This window comes from Paenibacillus sp. NPDC057886, assembly GCF_042796655.1.
Taxonomy (GTDB): Bacteria; Bacillota; Bacilli; order Paenibacillales; family Paenibacillaceae; genus Paenibacillus.
The window spans coordinates 432,321-454,351 of the sequence record NZ_JBHVMZ010000001.1; the positions used below are offsets into that span (position 1 = coordinate 432,321).

Genomic DNA, 22,031 nt, shown 5'->3' on the forward strand with positions numbered 1-22,031 from the left:
ACGAGAAAGTCACTAGAAAAAGTGACTCTCTCGTGGGTTATTTTTTTTGGAACTGGTTAGAAGTTAGAGGTAAAAAAGAACTTAAGAGCATCTATACGTTACATATCAAACTAAAGATACGATTTGTATCGTTTTGTTGGTAATATCATTTATCCACATTGTTTGTACTCCCCTTTCTGATTGTTAACAGGCCGCATCTAATTAATAATTCTCCAAATAAGAGTTCGAACGATGTGTTTTAATTCAGTCAAAGCTACTGAGTTATCTGCTGTAAGCACTCTCTTTCTCCTCAGCCTGTAATATGCCCTTTCCAAAGTTCGTTCTAAAGCCATAAACAATGCCCGGCTGCGTTGTGTTTCTAACTTGTTGCTAGACGACGAAAGAGATTGGAGCACTTAAAATAGTTGGATACAAAATGTATCATTTATAATAAAATGAAAAAAGAAAATATGAGAAACGAGGTGTGCACTATGAAAGAAATTCAAAGTGTTGCAGTAAAGAAAGAAAAACAGGTGTGGGAGACCCCTCGAATGGAAGTGCTGGATATTAGCGAAACCATGAACGGCGGTGAAGGGATTTGGCAATATGTATGGGGCGGGGAATTTTGGAAGCTCGAAATGCTAGTCAGTTAGATAGAACGATTTCATATTGTCACAGGACTTACTACTATATTTGGATGAGGTGAACGATTGTCATGAGTATTCAATGGAAATGGATGATTCGTTTAAGTGTATTTTTATTATTTTCCGGGGTGTTTGGTCTGCTGCATTCTGGAACGACATATGCTGCATCCAAAGATGCTTCTGCGGGGGGAATAGTTAATCGTCTCGCTCAAACTTCGAAAATTATCGGCCAAATTACCGATAACGATGGTTTCCCAGTGAGAGATGTGAATGTACATATTACGCAGCAAACGGGTGGGACACAAAAACAAATAGTAAAAACCGATTCGAAAGGAGATTTTCGATTTGAAACGGCAATAAGTGAAAGCACAGATTTCTCCATTAAAGCGGTAGCCAAGGGGTACTTGGATTCAGGAATGAATTTTAGTTATGTTACCTTGAATCCGGGGGATACAAAAATAGTGAATTTAGTGCTGTTTGAACCAGCAACAGTTGTAGGCAAAGTTACTGATCGATTAGGAAAACCTGTTGTGGGTGCTGTGGTTAAAGCAACAACTGTCAGCCAGTTTGTGAAGACGGACAAGGATGGGAACTATGCAATTACAGGTATTGATCCTTATTCCGTCGCTGATATTGTGATTCAGGTTGATTCAGATGGCTATGTGCCTTACACAAAATATCTTTATCTATATACCGGGGTTACAGAGAAGTTGAACATAACATTACAAGAGGCTGCCAAGGTGAGTGGCTCAGTGCTAGATGAGAAGGGGAAGGCGATTGCAGGGGCCACGGTAAATATTTATAATCTCCAGACGAAAACAGACAATCAAGGCAGGTATTCCTTGGATCGACTGCCTCCCGGATCAAGCACAATCTCTGTTGAAGCAGATGGTTATCCCAAGCAAACGCTAAAGGTGACCCTGATTAAAGGACCTAACAATGCATTTGATTTTATTCTCAAGAGTAATGTGGACAAAACCCCGCCTGTAACCAAATATGCTTTAGTTCCTCTGACAGAGGTATCCAACGGAAAACAATATATTAATGGATTTAACTTTAAGTTAAAGGCAACGGACGAAGTTAACGGATCTGGTTTGAAAATGACCCAGTACAGAATCAATGGGGGGGAATGGATCATATTTACCGGACCAGTAAAAATTTATGCTCCTGATGTCAAAACAGTGGAGTATTTCAGTACGGATGTCGCCGGTAACCAGGAGAAAATAAACAAAATGGATTTTGTGAATGGGGAGTTTGAAGGAGCAGGATCATACCCGTACTGATTAAATAGCTAAATATAATGAAGAAAGGCGACGTTGACTCTATGATTCCCTTCGCGGGGTAAGAGTCGGAGTCGTCTTTTTGCATCCGAAATGACCAGAACGAAATAATGTTGTCAGCATTCCTTTGAATCCTATGAACCGATCAGTGTATAATCAAGACTGTAATCCAGTTTGCTGCACCGTATGATTTTTCATAAATGAGTCGATTTACATCGCAGGCTTGAACTGCGGTCACGGATAATTTTTTATAACCTGGGAGGCATGGTCATGAGTAAATCTACCCAAGCGGGTAACGCTGTAAGAGAAGCTATTCAAAATCGTCGCACCGTCAAAAAGTTTAAAAAAGAAGCTGTTCCCACACAGCAGATTATTGATTTATTGGACACAGCCGTATGGGCACCCAATCATAAATTGCGTGAGCCGTGGCGGTTTTTGTTGTTTAGTGGAAGTGGATTGAACAAGCTGGCAGACGCTATTGATGCAGAGATGGGAGAGGATAACAAGTTCTCTGCCAATATCAAGCAGGTCCCTGCCGTCATGCTTGTTGTTATGGAAGAAGATCCACGCCAGAATATCTGGGATGAAGATTTTGCAGCAGTGAGTGCATTGGTACAGAACTTCCTACTCGCGGCATGGAGTGAAGACATCGGTACGTTCTGGGTAACCAAGCCTTTCCTGTATGGGCCCAAATTCCGTAAATCCCTTGGTATTCAGGCTGGGGAAAAAATTATCGGTATGGTTTACATGGGATATCCAGATGTTATTCCTTCTGCCAAAGAGCGTACACCAGCCAAGGACAAGCTGACTATATTTGAATAATTGATATCTTGTTCGCCACACATTGGAACGTGATGCTCTATGCAAAGCCCCTGCACGTATGCCTCTCATACAGAGGATATATATGTAGGGGTATTTGACTTGTAAAACTATGTAACCTTGAATTTGAAATCTACAGATATCTCGCTTAAACGTATCATGATGCTGGGTGGTGAGGGTAATGTATTTTTCCTTAAAGCTTCATTGTAAGGTTGACCCTCAAAATAAGTTTAAATCCAGTTGACGATACTGTATCGCCTCAGCCACATGAGCTGTCAAAATTTCTCCCTCATGATCCAGATCTGCGATCGTCTGGGCCATCTTAATAATTCGATCATGTGCACGCATGCTCAGGTTCAGTGCTTGCAGTGTCTGTTTGAGCAGTTGGTCTGCTTCTTCAGACAGACGGATCGTTCGACGTAAAAGGGTTCCTGATAACTGGCTATTCCAGCGAACTGAACTATTAGCATAACGTGCAGCCTGAATATGATGAGCATGAATGACTTTGGCCTGCATTTCCGCAGATGAAGGAGAAGCGCCAGCCTTGCGCCACTCGCCTGGGGGAGGAACTTCGACCTGCAGGTCGATTCGGTCCAGCAAGGGTCCGGAAATTTTGGCACGGTAGGCGGCAACACGAGCAGGACTGCATATACATCTTTGATCGTCTGACTGGGCAGAGAGATATCCGCAAGGACAGGGATTCATAGAGCATGCGAGCATAAATTGGGCTGGAAATGTGAACGCGGCTCTCGCACGGCTAATGGTAACTTTACGATCCTCCAATGGCTGTCTCAACACTTCTAGGACTTGCCGCTGAAACTCTGGCAGCTCATCCAGAAACAATATACCCCGGTGGGCAAGACTTACTTCACCCGGTTTAGGGATGCCGCCACCTCCAATCAGACCTGAAGTGGAGATCGTATGGTGTGGAGAGCGAAAGGGTCTGTCTGCAATGAGACCATTCGAGGTATCTTTAAGCTTGCCTGCGGCACTTAGCACTTTGGTTACTTCCAGCGCTTCGTCTTCGGACAACGGAGGGAGAATCGTAGGCAGTCGTTTAATTAACATGGTTTTCCCAGTTCCTGGTGGTCCGACGAGCAGAATATTGTGCATGCCTGCTGCGGCAATCATGAGTGCACGCTTTACGTGATGCTGTCCCAAAACATCACTATAATCATCATCCAACGATGAAGAGCGCATTGGGCGCTCATGAAGCTCCATATCTCCGAAATTGGGATTTAGAGCAGACAGATGGGCGTAATCTTTTAAAACAACAGGCCCCGTATTCTGCAGCAATCCTTCCTTGTTCTTTGAATTCGTTTCCTGTTCAGGAACGATATCTTGCAAATGACGAATGCCATATACCTGAATACCCCGAATCAGCGAAGCCTCTTCCAGATTATCGGCGGGCAGAAGAACGGAGGTAAAGCCTTGCCGTTTCGCCAAATCTACCATGGACAAAATGCCAGGCACAGATCTCACTGAACCGTCCAATGCCAGCTCACCCACCACCAATGTCCGTTCCTGTACAGGAAGTACCAGCTGACCACTTGTCGTAAGTAAACCAATAGCAATGGCAAGATCAAAAGAAGATCCTTCCTTGCGCAGATCAGCAGGGGCGAGATTAATCGTAATCCGCTGCAACGGATACTGATAGCCACAGTTTTTTATAGCTGCACGAACGCGTTCAACTGCTTCACGAATAGCCGAATCTGGCAATCCGATAATAGACGTCTGGGGTAAACCATTCGACAAATCTGTTTCCACTTCAATTAAAACTCCGTCAATTCCATATAAACAGGCACTATGCAGTTTCCCGTACATAATAAAAGAAACACCTCACTTCGTCCTTGGCGCGCATAATACGGGCCAGTCTACGAATTAAGGTGCTTCCTCAGCTTCTAACAAGCATTTTATATAAAAGAAATCAGGGCGTCAACCCGTCATCGTCATAGCTGCTGTGTATCTATCCCTGACTCCTGGATTGTTTACAGTTTACCCAATGAACTTTCCTGCAAAATTATATTTTATACAATTTAATTTAACACTATTAAATGGAAAAGTAAAATCATTTGTGCTCAATTATTCTGTTTTTTTTCTAATTTATGATAAGATAGATGAAGGGTTCCTGATAATTCGCAAATTCTAGCGGTTATAGCAGGGGGTAACCTCCATTAAAAGGATTATAGAATGCACAATAGGTAGGTGAGACGGATCTATGCAGAATGAAAGTTTGAAGCTGGATAATCAATTATGCTTTGCCATATACGCTTGTTCACGTGAAATTACGAAGATGTACCAGCCCTATCTTGAGGTGCTTGGTGTAACCTATTCTCAATACCTGGTCTTGATGGTTTTGTGGGAACGTGAAGAATGTACGGTTAAGGAAATCGGAGAGGCACTTTACCTCGACTCAGGGACATTGACGCCTCTTCTGAAACGTTTGCAGTCAGCAGGACTTATTCATCGCGAGCGTTCAGCCCAGGATGAACGAAAAGTATTGATTACACTTACAGACGCCGGGCGGGAACTTCGCCATAAAGCCTTGTCTATACCTGAAGCAATCCAGGAAGATGCATGTCTGAATAGTACTGAGTTCGAATCTTTACTGGGACAGTTTAAGGGCCTGCTGGAGAAAGTCCATCAGACCAATACAAAAGAAGCCAGAAAATAAAATGGCAGCATCGTAATACTATCAAGAAACCTTGGCTTATTAGCCAAGGTTTTTCCCATTAATATCCAAGCATTCACAATATGGGATCATACCCATATCAAAATACTGTCTATTAACCATTACTTTTTTAAGGAAAGCGTTTTAAAAACATGTTACAATGAATTGGGTTTAAGTGAAAATAGTCAACATTTGTCTTTTGTTAGTCTACCAACCCGCCTTGTTGCAGTCATGTTGATAGGAGGATTCGAGAATGAATATCCATGAATATCAAGGAAAAGAAGTACTGAAACAGTATGGAGTCACCGTTCCAAACGGAAAGGTTGCTTATACAGTCGATGAAGCGGTTGCGGCCGCAGAGGCACTGGGCAGTCCGGTGACTGTAGTAAAAGCGCAAATTCATGCAGGTGGCCGGGGGAAAGCCGGCGGCGTGAAAGTAGCGAAAAGTATCGACGAAGTTCGTGCTTACGCATCCGAAATTTTGGGAAAAGTATTGGTAACACACCAGACTGGACCTGAAGGTAAAGAAGTGAAGCGTCTTCTGATTGAAGAAGGATGCGATATCCGCAAAGAGTATTATGTGGGTGTTGTTGTGGACCGTGCCACAGGCCGCGTCGTAATGATGGCTTCCGAAGAAGGCGGTACAGAGATCGAAGAAGTAGCTGAAGCTACACCTGAGAAAATTTTCAAGGAAATTATTGACCCTGCAATTGGATTGCAAGTGTTCCAGGCACGTAAACTGGCGTACAGCATCCGTATTCCGAATGAGTTGGTGAACAAAGCAGTTAAGTTTATGCTTGCGTTGTACACAGCATTTGTCGAAAAAGATTGCTCCATTGCCGAGATCAATCCACTCGTTGTTACCGGAGATGGAAACGTTATCGCGCTGGATGCAAAATTGAATTTTGATTCCAACGCCTTGTTCCGTCACAAAGACATTCTGGAACTGCGCGACTTGGATGAAGAAGACGAAAAAGAAATCGAAGCTTCCAAATACGACCTGAGCTACATAGCACTTGATGGCAACATCGGCTGTATGGTCAATGGTGCAGGACTTGCGATGGCGACGATGGATATCATCAAATACTATGGCGGCGACCCGGCCAACTTCCTCGATGTTGGGGGCGGTGCGACAACAGAGAAAGTGACCGAAGCTTTCAAAATCATTTTGTCTGACGCCAAAGTGGCGGGTATCTTCGTTAACATTTTTGGCGGCATTATGCGTTGTGATGTCATTGCCAATGGTGTTGTTGAAGCTGCGAAGCAGCTTGGCCTGACTAAACCGCTGGTTGTTCGTCTTGAAGGAACTAACGTGGAACTTGGTAAACGTATTTTGGGTGAATCTGGCCTGAATATCGTTCCTGCTGATTCTATGGCCGATGGTGCACAGAAAATTGTTGCCCTCGTAAAATAAGTTCATTCCTGGGCAAATTGCTGCCTTAGTTCCGGAGCTGTCCGGCACTTGAAAAATAACCGTAAGGATGTGAAGCAACGTGAGTATTTTGATTGATAAAAATACAAAAGTCATTACGCAAGGCATTACGGGTTCAACGGGAATGTTCCACACGAAGGGCGCATTGGACTACGGAACCCAGATGGTAGGCGGCGTTACACCGGGTAAAGGCGGAACCAATGTTGATATCACGCTGGAAGATGGCAAAGTAGTCAGTCTCCCGGTGTTCAATACGGTACAGGAAGCGAAGGAAGCTACTGGCGCAACAGCGAGCGTCATCTACGTTCCTCCGGCATTTGCAGCGGATTCCATCATGGAAGCTGTTGACGCAGAGCTGGATCTCGTGATCTGTATTACGGAAGGTATCCCGGTACTTGATATGGTCAAGGTTGACCGTTTCATGGAAGGCAAAGATACCGTTCTGATCGGACCAAACTGTCCGGGCGTTATTACACCAGGTGAATGCAAAATCGGCATCATGCCGGGTTATATTCATATGCCTGGTCACGTTGGCGTGGTTTCTCGTAGTGGAACACTCACGTATGAAGCTGTTCATCAATTGTCTGCGCGTGGAATTGGACAATCTTCTGCTGTGGGAATCGGGGGCGACCCGGTTAAAGGCTCCGAGTTCATTGATATCCTGAAACGGTTCAATGAAGATCCGCAGACGCATGCGGTCATCATGATCGGTGAAATCGGTGGTACGGCTGAAGAAGATGCTGCAGAGTGGGTACGCGATAACATGACCAAACCGGTAGTTGGCTTTATTGGTGGTGTTACGGCGCCTCCAGGCAAACGCATGGGTCATGCAGGTGCTATTATCTCTGGTGGTAAAGGTACAGCCAAAGAAAAAATTGCGAAACTGGAATCTTGCGGAATCAAAGTTGCTCCAACGCCGGCTGAAATGGGCTCGACTCTTGTGAGCGTACTTGAAGAACGTGGAATTCTTAATTTGTGCACGACACATTAATTCTTTTCCGTTATAATAGAAGAAACGGTGCAGGAAATTTGTTTTCCTGGTGAACCGACTATTGATAATGCGGAAAAGGTAAGCAACCTTTTGTCCTGAACAGGACGAAGGGTTGCTTTTTTGCGTTTTTTTACTGGGTGTAAAAGGGCACCTGTTGTCTGCCTGTAAGAGTAAACGCTTGCAATCCGTTGTCACTTATCACACAATATGAGGGAAGATTTTCTTCCCGCTATGGGAGGTTTCTGAATTATGGAAGAAAGATGGATTTTGATTGGACTGCATGAAATGGATGGTATTGGTAAGAAAACAATTTCGAAACTGTTATCAGGAGAAGATCAGCTGACGGATCTTCTGCATTATAAAGAAGGAGATTGGATTGCCGCGGGTTTACGCAAAGATCAGGCTACGCGTTTAACTAAGCAATTCAATGTCGACTGGATTGAGCAGAGACAAGAGAGTATTTATAAACAAGGAATTGAGGTCGTTACCTATTTGGATCATGACTACCCGATATTAATGAAGGAAACCGTTCAGGCACCCTGGGTAATGTATGGTCGCGGAGATCTGAATCTGTTGCACACTCCATCCATTGCAATGGTAGGAACCCGCATGCCCACTGTATACGGACGTAAAATTGGTGAGAAGCTGGCCGAGCAATTATGCAAGGCTGGGCTGACTATTGTAAGCGGGCTTGCCAGAGGAATAGATAGTGTATGTCACGATGCGGCTCTTCGTGCAAACGGCAAAACCATTGCGGTATTTGGAACAGGAATTGACAACATCTATCCTCCTGAAAATACAAGTCTTGCCGAACGTATTGCCGAAACAGGGCTACTCTTGTCAGAATATCCTCCAGGTACACGTGCACGTCAGGGATTATTCCCGGAACGTAATCGGATCATTGCAGGGTTAACACTGGGTACGTTAGTCGTTGAAGCTGATATCCGAAGCGGATCACTCATTACAGCAGATGCTGCGCTCGAAGCGGGAAGAGACGTGTTTGCAGTCCCAGGTCCCATTACATCCCCCAAAAGCCGAGGCTCTCACAATCTGATTCGTCAGGGGGCAAAATTGGTGACCTGCGCCACAGATTTATTGGAAGAGTTTCGATTGGACTTGCCAAATGCCGAACAACTTCCTTACAATAGAGGACGTTCGGCGGAAAGTAGTGAAAGTTCCAATGAAGGAATATTCCCTGTCGTAAAACTATCTTCAGATGAACAACGTGTTATTTATCTGCTAGAGCAGGAAGAGCAATCACTGGATCAACTTGTGGAACAGCTCAACTGGGATTTTGGACATTTGCATTCAGTTCTGTTATCTTTAATCATAAAAAAGCAGATTAGCCAATTACCTGGAACCAAATACGCGAGGGTATGACGATGCTGCGATCAAGGCAGCATGTGAAAATAGATTATTAGCGGAAGTTAGTCCTGCTGCTAATGAAGTATGAATCATAAAAACAAGCAGCAGTTTCATGACTGAGAGGAGGATGAACCTATGGCGGATGCACTCGTAATCGTGGAGTCGCCCTCAAAGGCGAAGACGATCGGCAAATATTTAGGCAGCAAGTTCATCGTAAAAGCTTCGATGGGACATGTGCGCGATTTGCCAAAGAGTCAGATCGGCGTTGAGGTGGAGAACGATTTTAATCCGAAATATATTACGATCCGCGGCAAAGGTTCTATTTTAAAAGAACTGAAAGATGCACGAAAGAAAGTGAAAAAAGTGTATCTCGCAGCTGACCCGGATCGCGAAGGTGAGGCTATTGCATGGCATTTAGCCCATGCACTTGAACTGGACGACACAGCAGATTGCCGGGTTGTATTTAATGAAATTACGAAACAGGCGGTCAAAGATGCGTTCAAAACGCCGCGAAAGATCAATATGGATCTGGTTAACGCGCAGCAGGCCAGACGTATTCTCGATCGGCTTGTAGGATATAAAATTAGTCCATTATTATGGAAGAAAGTCAAAAAAGGATTGTCCGCTGGCCGAGTTCAGTCCGTGGCCGTCAAAATCATTTTGGATCGTGAAAATGAAATTAATGATTTTGAACCGGAAGAGTACTGGAGTATTACAGCCAAACTGACAGCAGACGGGAATCCGTTTGAAGCCAAGTTCCATCAATTGAACGGTACCAAAACTGAACTTGGTAGTGAAGCAGAGGTACAGGCCATCCTGAAACAGATCGAGGGCGCTTCTTTTACCGTTAAGGAAGTAAAAGAAAAGGAACGTAGCCGTAACCCTTCTGCTCCGTTCACAACGAGTTCCTTGCAGCAGGAAGCGGCACGTAAATTGAATTTCAGAGCTTCCAAGACGATGTCCGTTGCCCAACAACTGTATGAAGGTGTAGACCTCGGAAAAGAAGGCACAGTGGGTCTCATTACGTATATGCGTACTGACTCCACAAGGATTGCTGCTTCGGCTCAGGAAGAAGCCAAGGAATACATTATTGGCAAGTACGGTGAGCCATTTGCACCAGAGACGCCTAGAAACTATTCTAAAAAAGCAGCCAATGCTCAAGACGCGCATGAAGCGATTCGTCCAACGTCGATTTTGCGTGATCCGGACTCCATTAAATCGTTTATGAGTCGTGATCAATTCCGGTTGTACAAACTGGTTTGGGAACGTTTTATAGCAAGTCAGATGTCATCTGCCGTTCTGGATACACTATCCGTGGACATTGCTGCAGGAGATACCATTTTCCGGGCAGCGGGTTCGAAGGTTCGTTTCCAGGGATTCATGAAGGTATATGTAGAAGGTAATGATGACGGTACAACGGAAGAAGATCGTCTGTTGCCTCCGCTGAAAAGTGGGGATGTGCTGGAGAATCGGGAAATCGAGCCAAAACAGCACTTTACACAGCCGCCACCACGTTATACGGAAGCAAGATTGGTTAAAACGCTTGAAGAACTGGGTATAGGGCGTCCGAGTACATATGCGCCAACGCTGGAGACCATTCAGAAGCGCGGATATGTTGCAATTGAAGAGAAGAAATTCATGCCTACAGAACTGGGCGAACTGGTCATTGAACAGATGGAGGAGTTTTTCCCGGAGATCCTGAATGTGGAGTTCACCGCCAACATGGAAGGTGATCTTGACCATGTGGAGGAAGGGTCGGAGGATTGGGTCAAAGTACTCGCAGAATTCTACGAATCTTTTGAGAAACGGCTGGAGTTTGCAGAAGAAGAAATGAAAGAAATCGAGATTGAAGATGAAGTATCGGATGAAATATGTGAGAAGTGCGGCAAACCGCTCGTTTATAAGCTGGGTCGTTTCGGCAAGTTTCTCGCATGTTCTGGATTTCCGGATTGCCGGAATACCAAACCGATCATCAAGGATATCGGTGTAACTTGTCCGAAATGTAAGGAAGGGCATGTTGTTGAACGCCGCAGTAAAAAGGGACGTATTTTCTATGGTTGCGACAAGTATCCTGAATGTGATTTTGTATCATGGGATAAACCATCAGCGAAACCATGTCCAAGTTGTGGATCACTAATGATTGAGAAACGGAACAAACAGGGAACACGATTACAGTGTACTTCATGTGATCATCAAGAGCCGGTAGAGGAACCGGAAGAAGAATGAGCGGATTAGCATAATGGGGGTAAATGATTTTGACGAATGAACAACAAGTAACCGTTATTGGTGCCGGGTTGGCAGGAACAGAAGCGGCTTGGCAGATCGCAAGTCGCGGTGTGCGCGTAAAACTATACGAGATGAGACCGGTTGTGAAAACGCCGGCTCACCATACAGATAAATTTGCAGAACTGGTGTGCAGCAACTCGCTTCGTGCCAATGGATTGACTAACGCAGTTGGTGTATTGAAGGAAGAAATGAGAATGCTTAATTCTCTCGTCTTGGGTGCAGCAGACCGTCATGCCGTTCCAGCAGGTGGAGCACTTGCTGTGGACCGGGACGGATTTTCAGGCGAGATCACATCTACGCTTCATCAGCATCCACTCATCGAAGTAGTCAATGAAGAGCTGACTTCTTTGCCGGAAGACGGAATCGTTGTAGTTGCAACGGGGCCTTTGACTTCACCAGCATTGTCAGAGCAAATCAAGGCCCTTATGGGTGAAGAATACTTTTACTTCTATGATGCGGCTGCGCCAATTATCGAAAAAGATTCCATTGATATGAATAAAGTTTATCTAGCTTCACGTTATGATAAGGGCGAAGCAGCATACTTGAACTGTCCAATGACAGAAGAGGAATTCGATGTATTCTATGAAGCATTGATCACAGCGGAAGTTGCTCAACTGAAAGAGTTTGAGAAAGAAATTTATTTCGAAGGCTGTATGCCCATTGAAGTCATGATGAAGCGTGGCAAACAAACGGCTTTGTTTGGTCCTATGAAACCTGTAGGACTCGTCAATCCGCATACTGGAGAATTGCCTCATGCTGTTGTTCAGCTTAGACAGGACAATGCAGCAGGAACGCTGTACAATCTGGTAGGATTCCAGACGCATCTGAAATGGGGAGAACAAAAGCGTGTCTTTTCTTTGATCCCTGGACTTGAAAATGCGGAATTCGTCCGTTATGGCGTAATGCACCGTAATACATTTATCAATTCTCCCAAATTGCTCCGTCCAACGTATCAGTTCAAAGAGCGTCCGAACCTGTTCTTTGCAGGTCAAATGACGGGAGTAGAAGGTTATGTAGAATCTGCGGCTTCCGGTTTAATCGCGGGTATGAATGCGGCCAAAGCAGCGCTTGGACAGGAACTGGTGGTATTGCCGGTGGAGACAACACTGGGCAGTATGGCACAGTATATTACTACAGCTGATTTCAAACACTTCCAGCCAATGAATGCTAACTTCGGATTACTGCCGAAGCTGGAAACTAAAATACGCAACAAAAAGGAAAAGAATGAAGCACTTGCGCAGCGTGCACTGGATGGCATTGCCCGTTTTGCAGCAGCAGAAGGTCTAACCGTTCCGGAACGCGTGTAAATTAATCGTGGGAGGAGGCTGATATCATGGATATGTCATTTCATGCTACAACGATCTGTGCAGTTCGTCATAATGGCAAAGCAGCAATTGCCGGTGATGGTCAGGTGACCATGGGGCAAAGTGTTGTAATGAAAAATACAGCCAAAAAGGTAAGACGTTTATATCGTGGACAGGTTGTGGCTGGTTTTGCAGGTTCCGTAGCAGATGCCATTACGTTGTTTGAGAAATTCGAAGGTAAGCTGGAGGAGCACCATGGTAATCTCCAGCGGGCAGCGGTAGAGCTTGCCAAGGATTGGCGCCAGGATCGGATTTTGCGCAAACTGGAAGCACTCCTGATTGTCATGGATAAAACGGGTATGCTGCTGATTTCTGGTGGGGGCGAAATTATCGAGCCGGATGATGACGTTATTGCGATTGGCTCAGGTGGGAACTTCGCCTTATCTGCTGCGCGTGCGTTAAAACGTCATGCAGTGGATCTGGAAGCGAAAGACATTGCTCGTGAATCACTCCAGATTGCTTCAGAGTTATGTGTATATACGAACAATAATATTATTGTTGAAGAGTTATAAGGAAAGCAATCTCCCGTGATGGGGCATGATGATTAAATCGGCTCCAGTTAATTCGTGGAGATTCTTTGTCCTTGTAGGTAAGATTTATAACATTCTATCTCATAAACAAGGTTCGCATACTGGTAGGAGGGAAGCTATATGGATACTCAAGCATTAACGCCAAGACAAATCGTTGCAGAGCTTGATAAGTACATTGTAGGTCAAAAACAGGCTAAAAAATCGGTAGCGGTCGCCCTTCGCAATCGTTATCGCCGTAGCCTTTTGCCCGAACATACCCAAGATGATATTGTACCTAAAAATATTCTGATGATTGGACCTACTGGTGTTGGTAAAACAGAGATTGCACGCCGACTGGCTAAGTTGGTAGGAGCTCCATTCGTAAAGGTGGAGGCTACGAAGTTTACGGAAGTGGGTTATGTTGGCCGTGACGTGGAATCTATGATTCGTGATCTGATTGAAACATCGCTGCGGATGGTCAAGCTGGAGCGTACAGAAAAAGTCAAGGACAAAGCGGAAGAGGCTGCCAATGAACGGATTGTACATATTTTGGCCCCTTCACAATCCAAATCCAAAAATCAACGGAATCCGTTTGAAATGATTTTTGGCAATAATGGCAACAACACGCCAGAGGCCGATGAGCAAGAACCGGATACGGGAGTAGCCGAACGGCGACGCAAAATTAAATTCGATTTGTTATCTGGCAAGCTGGAAGATGACGTTATCGAGATTGATGTGGAAGATACCACGCCTAACATGATGGACATGTTCGCTGGTCAAGGAAATGATCAGATGGGGATGAACATGCAGGAGATGTTTGGCAGTTTATTGCCTCGTCGTACCAAAAAACGTAAACTGGCGATTAAGGAAGCTCGCAAAGTGTTGATTCAGGAAGAAGCGGGCAAGTTGATCGATATGGATGATGTTACTCAGGAGTCCATCCGCCGGGCGGAACAGACAGGTATCATATTCATTGACGAAATTGATAAAGTGGCCAGTCAAGGACGCGGTAGCGGCCCCGATGTATCCCGTGAAGGTGTACAACGTGACATTCTGCCAATAGTGGAAGGATCTACGGTAATGACCAAGTATGGCCCTGTCAAAACGGATTACATCTTGTTTATGGCAGCCGGTGCATTTCACGTAGCGAAACCCTCGGATCTCATTCCAGAGCTCCAGGGGCGTTTCCCGATCCGTGTAGAACTGAACAGTCTGACGCTTGATGAATTTGTATCAATCCTCACTGAACCTAAAAATGCGTTAACCAAGCAGTATGTAGATTTGCTGCGTACGGAGAATATTGAGATTGAGTTCTCGGATGATGCTATTCGTGAGATTGCCAAGCTGGCTGAGTCCGTGAATCAGAATACCGAAAATATCGGTGCACGGCGTCTGCATACCATTCTGGAGAAACTTCTTGAGGATCTGTCTTTTGAAGCGCCGGAACTTACCCTGGAGCGTATGGTAATCACTCCGGAATATGTTCGTGAGAAATTGAATGACATTGCACTTGATCGTGATTTAAGTCAATATATCTTGTAACATAGGTGTAAAGCTCTGTTCAGAGCGTGTTTGAAGTATGAATGACGGTATACAATGGATGAATAAAGATCAAACGACTACACGGAAATAGGATATTCGGTCCTGGTTCTGACTGTAGTAGACTTTATTCAATCCATCTGTATGCCGTTTATTTTTGTTTTAGCCTAATATAATGCAGTATTGTAACCGATAAAAGAGATGGAGTTGTATAAGACGAAAGATAATCTAGGACTTGTGCCGCAGAGATAATGTATTTAAGATTGTCGCCACGGTGGGAGCTAATAATTTATAATTCTAAAAATTCCAATAAAAGTATTTATTTTTTCCAAGTCTGGATATCGGTTTAATCACTGAGAGAAGAGGGGTTTGCGTAAATGCGCAAAATATGAATTTGATTGCATTGCAGATGCGACAAAAATTTATCGGTTCATCAAAATCTGCATACGAGAGATAAATGTTAAAAAAGTGTTGGGAAAATTCAGTAAAATCAAATAATTCAATATGGATATTTTGTCAATTATCTATTTCATTGAAGATCAAAGAGCGTAGTTGAATCGATAAGAAAGCTTATTATATCGGTAAATATTTCTAGCGAAAAACAGATTGAAGCATCTCAATGTATTTCAGGTTTGTATTATTATGATGTGCTTAAACGTGTTGAAGCATAGTATAAATTTTAAGAATGTTTAAGAGCTCCTATAGAGCACTTAAGCTTATTTTTGTTTTGGGCCCCGACATTTACGGAAAAATTCATAATTTGCAGAAAATACACAAAAAGCTCTGTCTTTCAGAAAAGATAGGGCTTTTTTCTTATTGTAATATATCCCAATCTCGAAGAAACTTATGTTATACGACAACATCAGAGTTAATTCTACTTAAGTCCTAGAAAACCGTGTAAAAGCGAATGTTTTTTGTCGAAAAAACATGAGCATCCTGACGGAAAAAGATTGAATCTATTTCCATAATTTCTAAAGAGAGGAGGGCGATTATGAATCTTTTGAATGATATTAGTTTTCAAAGGTTACAAGGTGCACTCGATGCCTCCAACATTAGACAACGAACAATTGCTGACAACATTGCGAATGCGGACACCCCGTATTTCAAGCGTTCGGACGTTGCTTTTGAAGAAATGCTACAGGAACAAATGAATGGAGATATGCCTGTTCTTAAAGGGAAAGTAACGGATTCAAGGCATTTTGTCATAGGTCCTTCCTCTTCCATACCTACACCAGTAGTTAATATGGATCAGTCAACTTCCATGAATAACAACCAGAACAACGTCGATGTAGACAAAGAAATGAGTCTTCTGGCGGAGAACCAGCTGCGCTACAACGCTTATATTCAGCAAGTGAATGAACAGATCAAAATGATGCGTGTTGGAGTCGAAGGGAGATAACTTAGGTGAACATCAGTAACAGTTTCAGTATCAGTGCATCGGCTCTAACAGCTCAGCGTTTGCGGATGGATGTTATATCTTCCAACATTGCCAACGCGGAGACGACGCGCGCGAGTGTAGCCAACGGCGAGGCGGTTCCTTACAAGCGCAAGATGGTTGTGCTTGAACCCAATAAAACCTCCTTCAACAGTTTGCTTCAAAATCAGATGAAAAGCAGTGGGTCTGGAGAGGGAGTTAGGGTATCAGAGATCCGTGAAGATCAGTCGCCTCTGAAACCGGTCTATGATCCTTCACATCCAGATGCCAACGCTGAGGGGTATGTGTACATGCCTAATGTGGATATCGCGAAAGAAATGGTGGACATGATCTCAGCTTCACGCTCATATGAAGCAAACGTCACAGCTTTGAACTCAACCAAAGCAATGATATCCAAGGCATTGGAGATTGGAAGAGCCTAGTTAACGGCTTAACGGTGGAAATATCCATAAAACCAAAGAACAGAATTGAAAGGGAGGGACATTAATGATTCAGAACAACATGTTTAGCACACAGGGGATTCAACCGCTTCAGATGCAAAGTACTGCACAAAGTAAACCATCTACACCAGCCGAAACCATTCAGAGCTTCGGTACATACTTACAGGATGCGCTAGGGTCTGTAGCTGCACAGGAGACCCAAGCACATGAAATGTCAAACCAATTCCTGGTTGGAAAAGTGAATGTTGATCAGGTGATGATCGCTTCTGAACAGGCCCTGTTGAGTCTGCAACTTACGACTCAAGTCCGAAACAAAGTAGTCGAAGCATATCAGGAGATTATGCGTACGCAATTGTAAATTGGCTTACTTGCGCTTCGACAACAGCGCTGATTACTACAACAAGCAGCTGCGATGCTGCTCCTGACCGTTAAACTTTAGAACCTATAGAGATTGCGGAAGGACAGACCAAGCAAAGTTTCGGATGGGGTGACAGAGTGAATGAGAGAATTGCCCAGTACAGGGATAAGGCATCCCAGTATTGGAATAGTTTTAGCAAAAAGCAAAAAGTATTATTTATTTCCACCTTCCTGTTTTTAATTTTGGCTGCAGTTGTACTAACCATGCAATTGTCAAAGACGGAATATGAAGTTGCTTTCACGGATTTGAATGCAAGTGACTCTGCAGGCGTCATTAATTATCTTGATTCATCGAGTATTCCATACAAATTAAGTGCAGACGGCAAGACCATATCTGTACCAAGTACGGATGTTGCTATTGCAAAAGTAAATATCGGATCACAAGGAATTATTCAGAATGGTTCATTAGGATATAAGTCATTCGAGGAGTCATCATCTCCAATCGGGATGACGGATAAAGAGTTCGATGTGAAGTATAACAATGCATTGAACGGAGAAGTGGAGCAGTTGCTTCAACGGATGCAAGGCATACAGGATGCTAAAGTACTGGTGAATATGCCAAAAGATAATATCTTTGCTGGCCTAGAAGAACAGGATAAAGCATCAGCATCGGTGGCCCTGCAGTTTAAACCGGGTTATCACCCTAATCAGGCTGCGGTAGATGGATATTTTAATTTGGTCAAGACAGCCATTCCCAATCTACCTATTGAAAACATAACGATTACGAACACGGATGAAGCGGAACTGATTCCGACGGCCCGAGGTGGTAGCGGGGGATTATCTTCTGAAGTTCAAGAGAACATGGCGTTACAGAAGAAATTCGAAAATGATGTTCGCAATAACGTGAAACAATTTCTCTCCCAGATTGTGGGTGACGAGAACGTCAATGTTCTGGTTGCTTCCAAGCTTAATTTTGACAAGGAAACGCGGAAAGAAAACCTGGTTACGCCGGTCGATGTAGATAATATGAAAGGCATCGAGATCAGTGTACAAGAGATTCAAAAGAGCTACACTGGAGCAAGCAATCCAACAGGTGGCGTTGCTGGCACAGGTCAAGAGGAAGTTCCGGGTTATCCATCATCGGATGCATCAGGCAACTCAACCTCGGAAGAAACATCCAGCACCAAAAACTACGATGTCAACCGAATTGTTAAAGATATCGTTTCCAGTCCATATACTGTAAAAGATTTAACCATTAACGTCGCGGTTGAACCACCGGCAGGACAAACCGAATTACAAGCACCGGTCCGGGATGCGATTGAAAATATTTTGGTTAACATTGTTCGTGCATCATTGGCGGACTCAGGTACTGTAATAAGTGACGCAGACTTGACCAAAAAAGTTTCGGTAATGTCTCAAGGTTTCCAGACTGCTGCGGCAACAAATACAGGCTTCCAGCTTTCCACAGGAATGATGTGGGGCATAGGAGCATTGGTGGCAGCACTGATTGCAGCGGTTGTTATTTTGTTAGTACGCCGTCGTCGCAAACAAAACGAAATAGAAGAAGAGGACATTCCTCTTCCGGTAGCAACAGAGTTTCCGTCCATTACGTTGGACAGTGTAACGAACGAAAGTCAAGTGCGCAAACAATTGGAGAGTTTGGCCAAGAAAAAGCCAGACGAATTCGTCAATCTGCTGCGTACGTGGCTGGCTGACGAATAGAGGTGAACGCATTGGCGAAGGCAAGCAGTCAAGGTCTGACTGGAAGACAAAAAGCAGCAATTTTGTTGATTACATTAGGTCCGGAAGTATCCGCGCAAATCTTCAAACATCTGCGTGATGAGGAGATTGAACAACTGACATTGGAAATTGCCAATGTTCGCAAAGTGGATGCTTCCGAAAAAGATATGATTATGTCTGAGTTTCACCAGATCTGTCTGGCACAGGAGTATATTTCTCAGGGTGGTATTACGTACGCGAGAGAAATTCTGGAGAAAGCACTCGGGTCGCAAAAAGCACTTGAAGTTATTAACCGTTTGACGGCTACGCTGCAAGTTAGACCATTTGACTTTGCGCGTAAGGCGGATCCGAATCAAATATTGAACTTCATTCAGAACGAAAGCCCGCAAACGATTGCTCTAGTGTTATCATATCTGCAATTTGAGCAAGCAGCAGCAATCTTATCCTCGTTACCACAAGAGAAGCAGGCCGATGTAGCACGCCGAGTTGCTGTTATGGACAGTACTTCTCCGGAAGTCATTTCTCAAGTGGAGCGGGTGCTCGAACAGAAATTATCTTCTACTGTTACGCAGGATTATACAAATGCGGGTGGTATTGAATCCATCGTTCAGATCTTGAACGGCGTCGACCGTGGTACGGAACGTACTATCCTCGACTCGTTGGAAATTCAAGATCCGGAACTTGCAGAAGAAATCAAAAAACGCATGTTTGTATTCGAAGATATCGTCAATGTGGACGATCGTTCGATCCAGCGCATTATCCGGGATATCGACAACGCAGATTTGCAGTTGGCACTCAAAGTGGCCAGCGAAGAAGTACGGGATGCTGTATTCCGGAACATGTCGAAACGGATGTCCGAGACATTCAAGGAAGAAATGGAATTTATGGGACCCGTTCGGTTGCGTGATGTTGAGGAAGCTCAGACCCGTATCGTAGGAACGATCCGAAGATTGGAAGAAGCTGGTGAGATCATTATCGCTCGCGGTGGAGGAGATGATATCATTGTCTAATTTGATTAAATCTTTCCAGTATGTACCGGTCGATGACCGCAAACGACTCGAAAATCATCATCATTATGGTGGACCGGGGTCTGATGCAGAGTTAGATGGTGAACGTGCTGAAGGTTCTGAAGCAGAGATGTTTCAGGCACGCGTGGACGAAGAAACACAACGTCTTACCGCGGAGATGCTGGAGGATGCCAAGGAGTTTGCAGAAAAGCAGGTACGTGAAGCTTCGGAGGAAGCGGAGCGATTGCTTCAAGAAGCCCGTGAACAGATTGATAGCTGGTGGCAGGAGCAGCGTCAGCAGGATGAACATCTGACTGAAGCGCTTCGTTCACAAGGTTTCCAGCAGGGTTTTGAAGAAGGCAAAGTACAGGTTGAACTGGATCTCCAGGTGAAGATCGAAGAGATGATGAAGGAAGCCCGTGGGGTGCTTGAAGAAGCTTACGTTGCCAAAGATCAGATTATTCAGGAAGCAGAGCCTTTCCTTGTGGATCTTGCCTGTGGAATTGCTGAGAAGGTAATTGACAAACAGCTCTCGGTTGAACCGGAACACACGCTTGAACTGATTCGTCAGAGTTTGTCTCGCAAACGGGAACAGGGGATGATCACCTTATGCGTGGCATCTGATCAATTTTCTTTTGTGCAGGCCGCACGTGAAGAATTGGCTATGGCAATTGACTCTCAGGCAGAATTGCAGATTTTGCCTGATGCTACGGTAAAAGACAAGGGATGTGTTATACGGTCGTCGTTTGGAAGCGTAGATGCCCGAATTGATACCCAGCTCGCTGAGATTAAAAAAGAACTGATCCGCATAGCACTTGAGGATGAGGGGCGAAAAAATCAACATGAAGATTCTTAGCTCACAGCGATACATGGAACATCTTAAGCAATTTGATCCCGTTCGCATTAACGGTAAGGTCACTCAGGTCATTGGTCTTATGGTTGAGTCTGAAGGTCCAGATGCTAGCATTGGTGATGTATGTTACATTTACCCCGGAAAATCTGCCAAGCCACTTCAGGCAGAGGTTGTCGGGTTTCGGGATAACAAAGTATTGCTCATGCCACTCGGTGAACTTCAATCTATTGGTCCTGGATGTGATGTCGTCGGAACGGGTAAACCACTTGGGGTTCAGGTTGGATCAGAATTGCTTGGTAAGGTGTTAGATGGATTGGGACAACCTTTGGACGGTTCCTTGTTACCCTCCAGAATGCCGATGTACTCCACATCCAATACGCCAGTGAATCCTATGGACCGTCCACGGGTACTTGAAACGATGGGTGTAGGTGTGAGAGCCATTGACGGTCTGTTGACGGTTGGCAAAGGACAGAGGGTCGGCATATTTGCCGGATCGGGTGTTGGTAAAAGTACGCTGATGGGCATGATCGCCCGCAATACAGCAGCAGACGTCAATGTAATTGCTTTGGTTGGGGAGCGGGGTCGTGAGGTTCGTGACTTTATTGAACGGGATCTGGGTCCGGAAGGACTAGAACGATCTGTTGTTATTGTCGCTACTTCTGATCAACCTGCTCTGATTCGAATCAAAGGCGCGGTCATTGCAACTACGATTGCGGAGTATTTCAGAGACAGGGGCATGAATGTCATGTTGATGATGGACTCCGTTACACGTTATGCCATGGCACAGAGGGAAGTGGGACTTGCCGTGGGAGAACCTCCTGCAATGAGAGGATATACTCCTTCTGTTTTTGCGAGTTTACCCAAGTTGCTTGAGCGAGCGGGGACTGGACCCACAGGTTCGATTACGGCTTTTTACACCGTCCTTGTCGACGGGGATGATATGAACGAACCGATTGCAGATGCGGTGAGAGGTATATTGGATGGTCATATTGTACTGAATCGGTCCATCGCGAACAAAGGTCATTTCCCTGCCATTGATGTGCTTGCGAGCATTAGTCGGGTTATGAAGGATATTGCTCCTGAAGAGCAGCTGGAAGCCGTTAATAATATGAAGAGACTGATGGCTGTGTACAAGGAATCAGAGGATTTAATCAACATTGGGGCTTATCAAAGAGGTTCTAATGCTGCCATTGATGAATCGATAGACCAGATTGATAGCATCTGGAATTTTACAAGGCAGAAAGTCGATGAAAAAGTAACGCTGAGTGAAGTGCAGGAACGTTTGATTCTTGAATTTGCAAGGAGATGAATGGGTAAACG

The 22,031-nt window shown here is 44.6% G+C and carries 19 protein-coding genes; 18 read left to right on the forward strand and 1 reads right to left on the reverse strand.

What is annotated here, in order from left to right:
- Window positions 1-470 precede the first annotated feature (470 nt).
- The 3 genes from ACFVQB_RS01905 (at window position 471) to ACFVQB_RS01915 (ending at window position 2,725) form a co-directional block, all read left to right on the forward strand.
- Window positions 471-632 carry a paeninodin family lasso peptide gene (locus ACFVQB_RS01905; protein WP_379434744.1) on the forward strand — a complete coding sequence of 54 codons (162 nt, stop codon included), beginning with the start codon at window positions 471-473 and terminating at the stop codon, window positions 630-632.
- Between the two features lie 62 nt (window positions 633-694).
- Entirely contained in the window at window positions 695-1,906 is a 1,212-nt protein-coding gene (locus ACFVQB_RS01910) for a carboxypeptidase-like regulatory domain-containing protein (RefSeq protein ID WP_379434746.1), read from the forward strand.
- A gap of 267 nt (window positions 1,907-2,173) precedes the next feature.
- The gene (locus ACFVQB_RS01915; protein ID WP_379434748.1) at window positions 2,174-2,725 is read left to right on the forward strand and encodes a nitroreductase family protein; all 552 of its coding nucleotides are present in this window, start codon (window positions 2,174-2,176) and stop codon (window positions 2,723-2,725) included.
- Between the two features lie 216 nt (window positions 2,726-2,941).
- On the opposite strand, the gene ACFVQB_RS01920 is transcribed toward ACFVQB_RS01915, so the two are convergent.
- On the reverse strand, window positions 2,942-4,546 hold the full coding sequence (locus ACFVQB_RS01920; protein WP_379434749.1) for a YifB family Mg chelatase-like AAA ATPase: 1,605 nt from the start codon (window positions 4,544-4,546) through the stop codon (window positions 2,942-2,944).
- A gap of 394 nt (window positions 4,547-4,940) precedes the next feature.
- Between ACFVQB_RS01920 and ACFVQB_RS01925 the strand changes: the two genes are divergently transcribed.
- From ACFVQB_RS01925 to fliI, 15 genes are all read left to right on the forward strand, one after another.
- Window positions 4,941-5,396: a MarR family winged helix-turn-helix transcriptional regulator gene (locus ACFVQB_RS01925; RefSeq protein WP_109999820.1), complete on the forward strand. Its 456-nt coding sequence runs from the start codon at window positions 4,941-4,943 to the stop codon at window positions 5,394-5,396.
- Between the two features lie 250 nt (window positions 5,397-5,646).
- Window positions 5,647-6,807 carry an ADP-forming succinate--CoA ligase subunit beta gene (gene sucC / locus ACFVQB_RS01930; protein WP_024630201.1) on the forward strand — a complete coding sequence of 387 codons (1,161 nt, stop codon included), beginning with the start codon at window positions 5,647-5,649 and terminating at the stop codon, window positions 6,805-6,807.
- Between the two features lie 79 nt (window positions 6,808-6,886).
- Complete coding sequence (sucD, locus tag ACFVQB_RS01935) at window positions 6,887-7,816, forward strand: succinate--CoA ligase subunit alpha (RefSeq protein ID WP_024630202.1); 930 nt, start codon at window positions 6,887-6,889, stop codon at window positions 7,814-7,816.
- Window positions 7,817-8,065: 249 nt separating this feature from the next.
- Window positions 8,066-9,196 (forward strand): DNA-processing protein DprA, encoded by a 1,131-nt coding sequence (dprA, locus tag ACFVQB_RS01940; RefSeq protein WP_379434750.1) that lies wholly within the window; start codon window positions 8,066-8,068, stop codon window positions 9,194-9,196.
- A 120-nt stretch (window positions 9,197-9,316) separates the two neighbouring features.
- Entirely contained in the window at window positions 9,317-11,407 is a 2,091-nt protein-coding gene (topA, locus tag ACFVQB_RS01945; RefSeq protein ID WP_379434751.1) for a type I DNA topoisomerase, read from the forward strand.
- A gap of 23 nt (window positions 11,408-11,430) precedes the next feature.
- Entirely contained in the window at window positions 11,431-12,774 is a 1,344-nt protein-coding gene (trmFO, locus tag ACFVQB_RS01950) for an FADH(2)-oxidizing methylenetetrahydrofolate--tRNA-(uracil(54)-C(5))-methyltransferase TrmFO (protein WP_371121177.1), read from the forward strand.
- Between the two features lie 26 nt (window positions 12,775-12,800).
- On the forward strand, window positions 12,801-13,343 hold the full coding sequence (gene hslV / locus ACFVQB_RS01955; RefSeq protein WP_024630205.1) for an ATP-dependent protease subunit HslV: 543 nt from the start codon (window positions 12,801-12,803) through the stop codon (window positions 13,341-13,343).
- Window positions 13,344-13,481: 138 nt separating this feature from the next.
- On the forward strand, window positions 13,482-14,882 hold the full coding sequence (hslU, locus tag ACFVQB_RS01960) for an ATP-dependent protease ATPase subunit HslU (protein WP_379434752.1): 1,401 nt from the start codon (window positions 13,482-13,484) through the stop codon (window positions 14,880-14,882).
- A gap of 988 nt (window positions 14,883-15,870) precedes the next feature.
- On the forward strand, window positions 15,871-16,278 hold the full coding sequence (gene flgB, locus ACFVQB_RS01965; protein WP_053783790.1) for a flagellar basal body rod protein FlgB: 408 nt from the start codon (window positions 15,871-15,873) through the stop codon (window positions 16,276-16,278).
- Between the two features lie 5 nt (window positions 16,279-16,283).
- On the forward strand, window positions 16,284-16,736 hold the full coding sequence (flgC, locus tag ACFVQB_RS01970; protein WP_379434754.1) for a flagellar basal body rod protein FlgC: 453 nt from the start codon (window positions 16,284-16,286) through the stop codon (window positions 16,734-16,736).
- 64 nt (window positions 16,737-16,800) lie between these two features.
- Window positions 16,801-17,112, forward strand: coding sequence for a flagellar hook-basal body complex protein FliE (gene fliE, locus ACFVQB_RS01975; RefSeq protein WP_024630209.1), 312 nt, complete (start codon window positions 16,801-16,803; stop codon window positions 17,110-17,112).
- 137 nt (window positions 17,113-17,249) lie between these two features.
- Complete coding sequence (fliF, locus tag ACFVQB_RS01980; RefSeq protein WP_379434756.1) at window positions 17,250-18,833, forward strand: flagellar basal-body MS-ring/collar protein FliF; 1,584 nt, start codon at window positions 17,250-17,252, stop codon at window positions 18,831-18,833.
- Between the two features lie 11 nt (window positions 18,834-18,844).
- Window positions 18,845-19,861, forward strand: coding sequence for a flagellar motor switch protein FliG (gene fliG, locus ACFVQB_RS01985; RefSeq protein ID WP_053783792.1), 1,017 nt, complete (start codon window positions 18,845-18,847; stop codon window positions 19,859-19,861).
- Complete coding sequence (locus tag ACFVQB_RS01990; protein ID WP_379434758.1) at window positions 19,854-20,714, forward strand: FliH/SctL family protein; 861 nt, start codon at window positions 19,854-19,856, stop codon at window positions 20,712-20,714. Before fliG ends, ACFVQB_RS01990 begins: the two co-directional genes overlap by 8 nt.
- On the forward strand, window positions 20,701-22,020 hold the full coding sequence (fliI, locus tag ACFVQB_RS01995) for a flagellar protein export ATPase FliI (protein WP_379434760.1): 1,320 nt from the start codon (window positions 20,701-20,703) through the stop codon (window positions 22,018-22,020). The genes ACFVQB_RS01990 and fliI overlap by 14 nt, the downstream gene beginning before the upstream one ends.
- Window positions 22,021-22,031 lie beyond the last annotated feature (11 nt).

Excerpts from the sequence above, each read along its gene's own strand:
- ACFVQB_RS01905 (WP_379434744.1), top strand. The coding sequence starts at position 471 with ATGAAAGAAATTCAAAGTGTTGCAGTAAAGAAAGAAAAACAGGTGTGG.
- ACFVQB_RS01910 (WP_379434746.1), top strand. The coding sequence starts at position 695 with ATGAGTATTCAATGGAAATGGATGATTCGTTTAAGTGTATTTTTATTA.
- ACFVQB_RS01915 (WP_379434748.1), top strand. The coding sequence starts at position 2,174 with ATGAGTAAATCTACCCAAGCGGGTAACGCTGTAAGAGAAGCTATTCAA.
- ACFVQB_RS01920 (WP_379434749.1), bottom strand. The coding sequence starts at position 4,546 with ATGTACGGGAAACTGCATAGTGCCTGTTTATATGGAATTGACGGAGTT.
- ACFVQB_RS01925 (WP_109999820.1), top strand. The coding sequence starts at position 4,941 with ATGCAGAATGAAAGTTTGAAGCTGGATAATCAATTATGCTTTGCCATA.
- sucC (WP_024630201.1), top strand. The coding sequence starts at position 5,647 with ATGAATATCCATGAATATCAAGGAAAAGAAGTACTGAAACAGTATGGA.
- dprA (WP_379434750.1), top strand. The coding sequence starts at position 8,066 with ATGGAAGAAAGATGGATTTTGATTGGACTGCATGAAATGGATGGTATT.
- topA (WP_379434751.1), top strand. The coding sequence starts at position 9,317 with ATGGCGGATGCACTCGTAATCGTGGAGTCGCCCTCAAAGGCGAAGACG.
- trmFO (WP_371121177.1), top strand. The coding sequence starts at position 11,431 with ATGATTTTGACGAATGAACAACAAGTAACCGTTATTGGTGCCGGGTTG.
- hslV (WP_024630205.1), top strand. The coding sequence starts at position 12,801 with ATGGATATGTCATTTCATGCTACAACGATCTGTGCAGTTCGTCATAAT.
- hslU (WP_379434752.1), top strand. The coding sequence starts at position 13,482 with ATGGATACTCAAGCATTAACGCCAAGACAAATCGTTGCAGAGCTTGAT.
- flgB (WP_053783790.1), top strand. The coding sequence starts at position 15,871 with ATGAATCTTTTGAATGATATTAGTTTTCAAAGGTTACAAGGTGCACTC.
- fliE (WP_024630209.1), top strand. The coding sequence starts at position 16,801 with ATGATTCAGAACAACATGTTTAGCACACAGGGGATTCAACCGCTTCAG.
- fliI (WP_379434760.1), top strand. The coding sequence starts at position 20,701 with ATGAAGATTCTTAGCTCACAGCGATACATGGAACATCTTAAGCAATTT.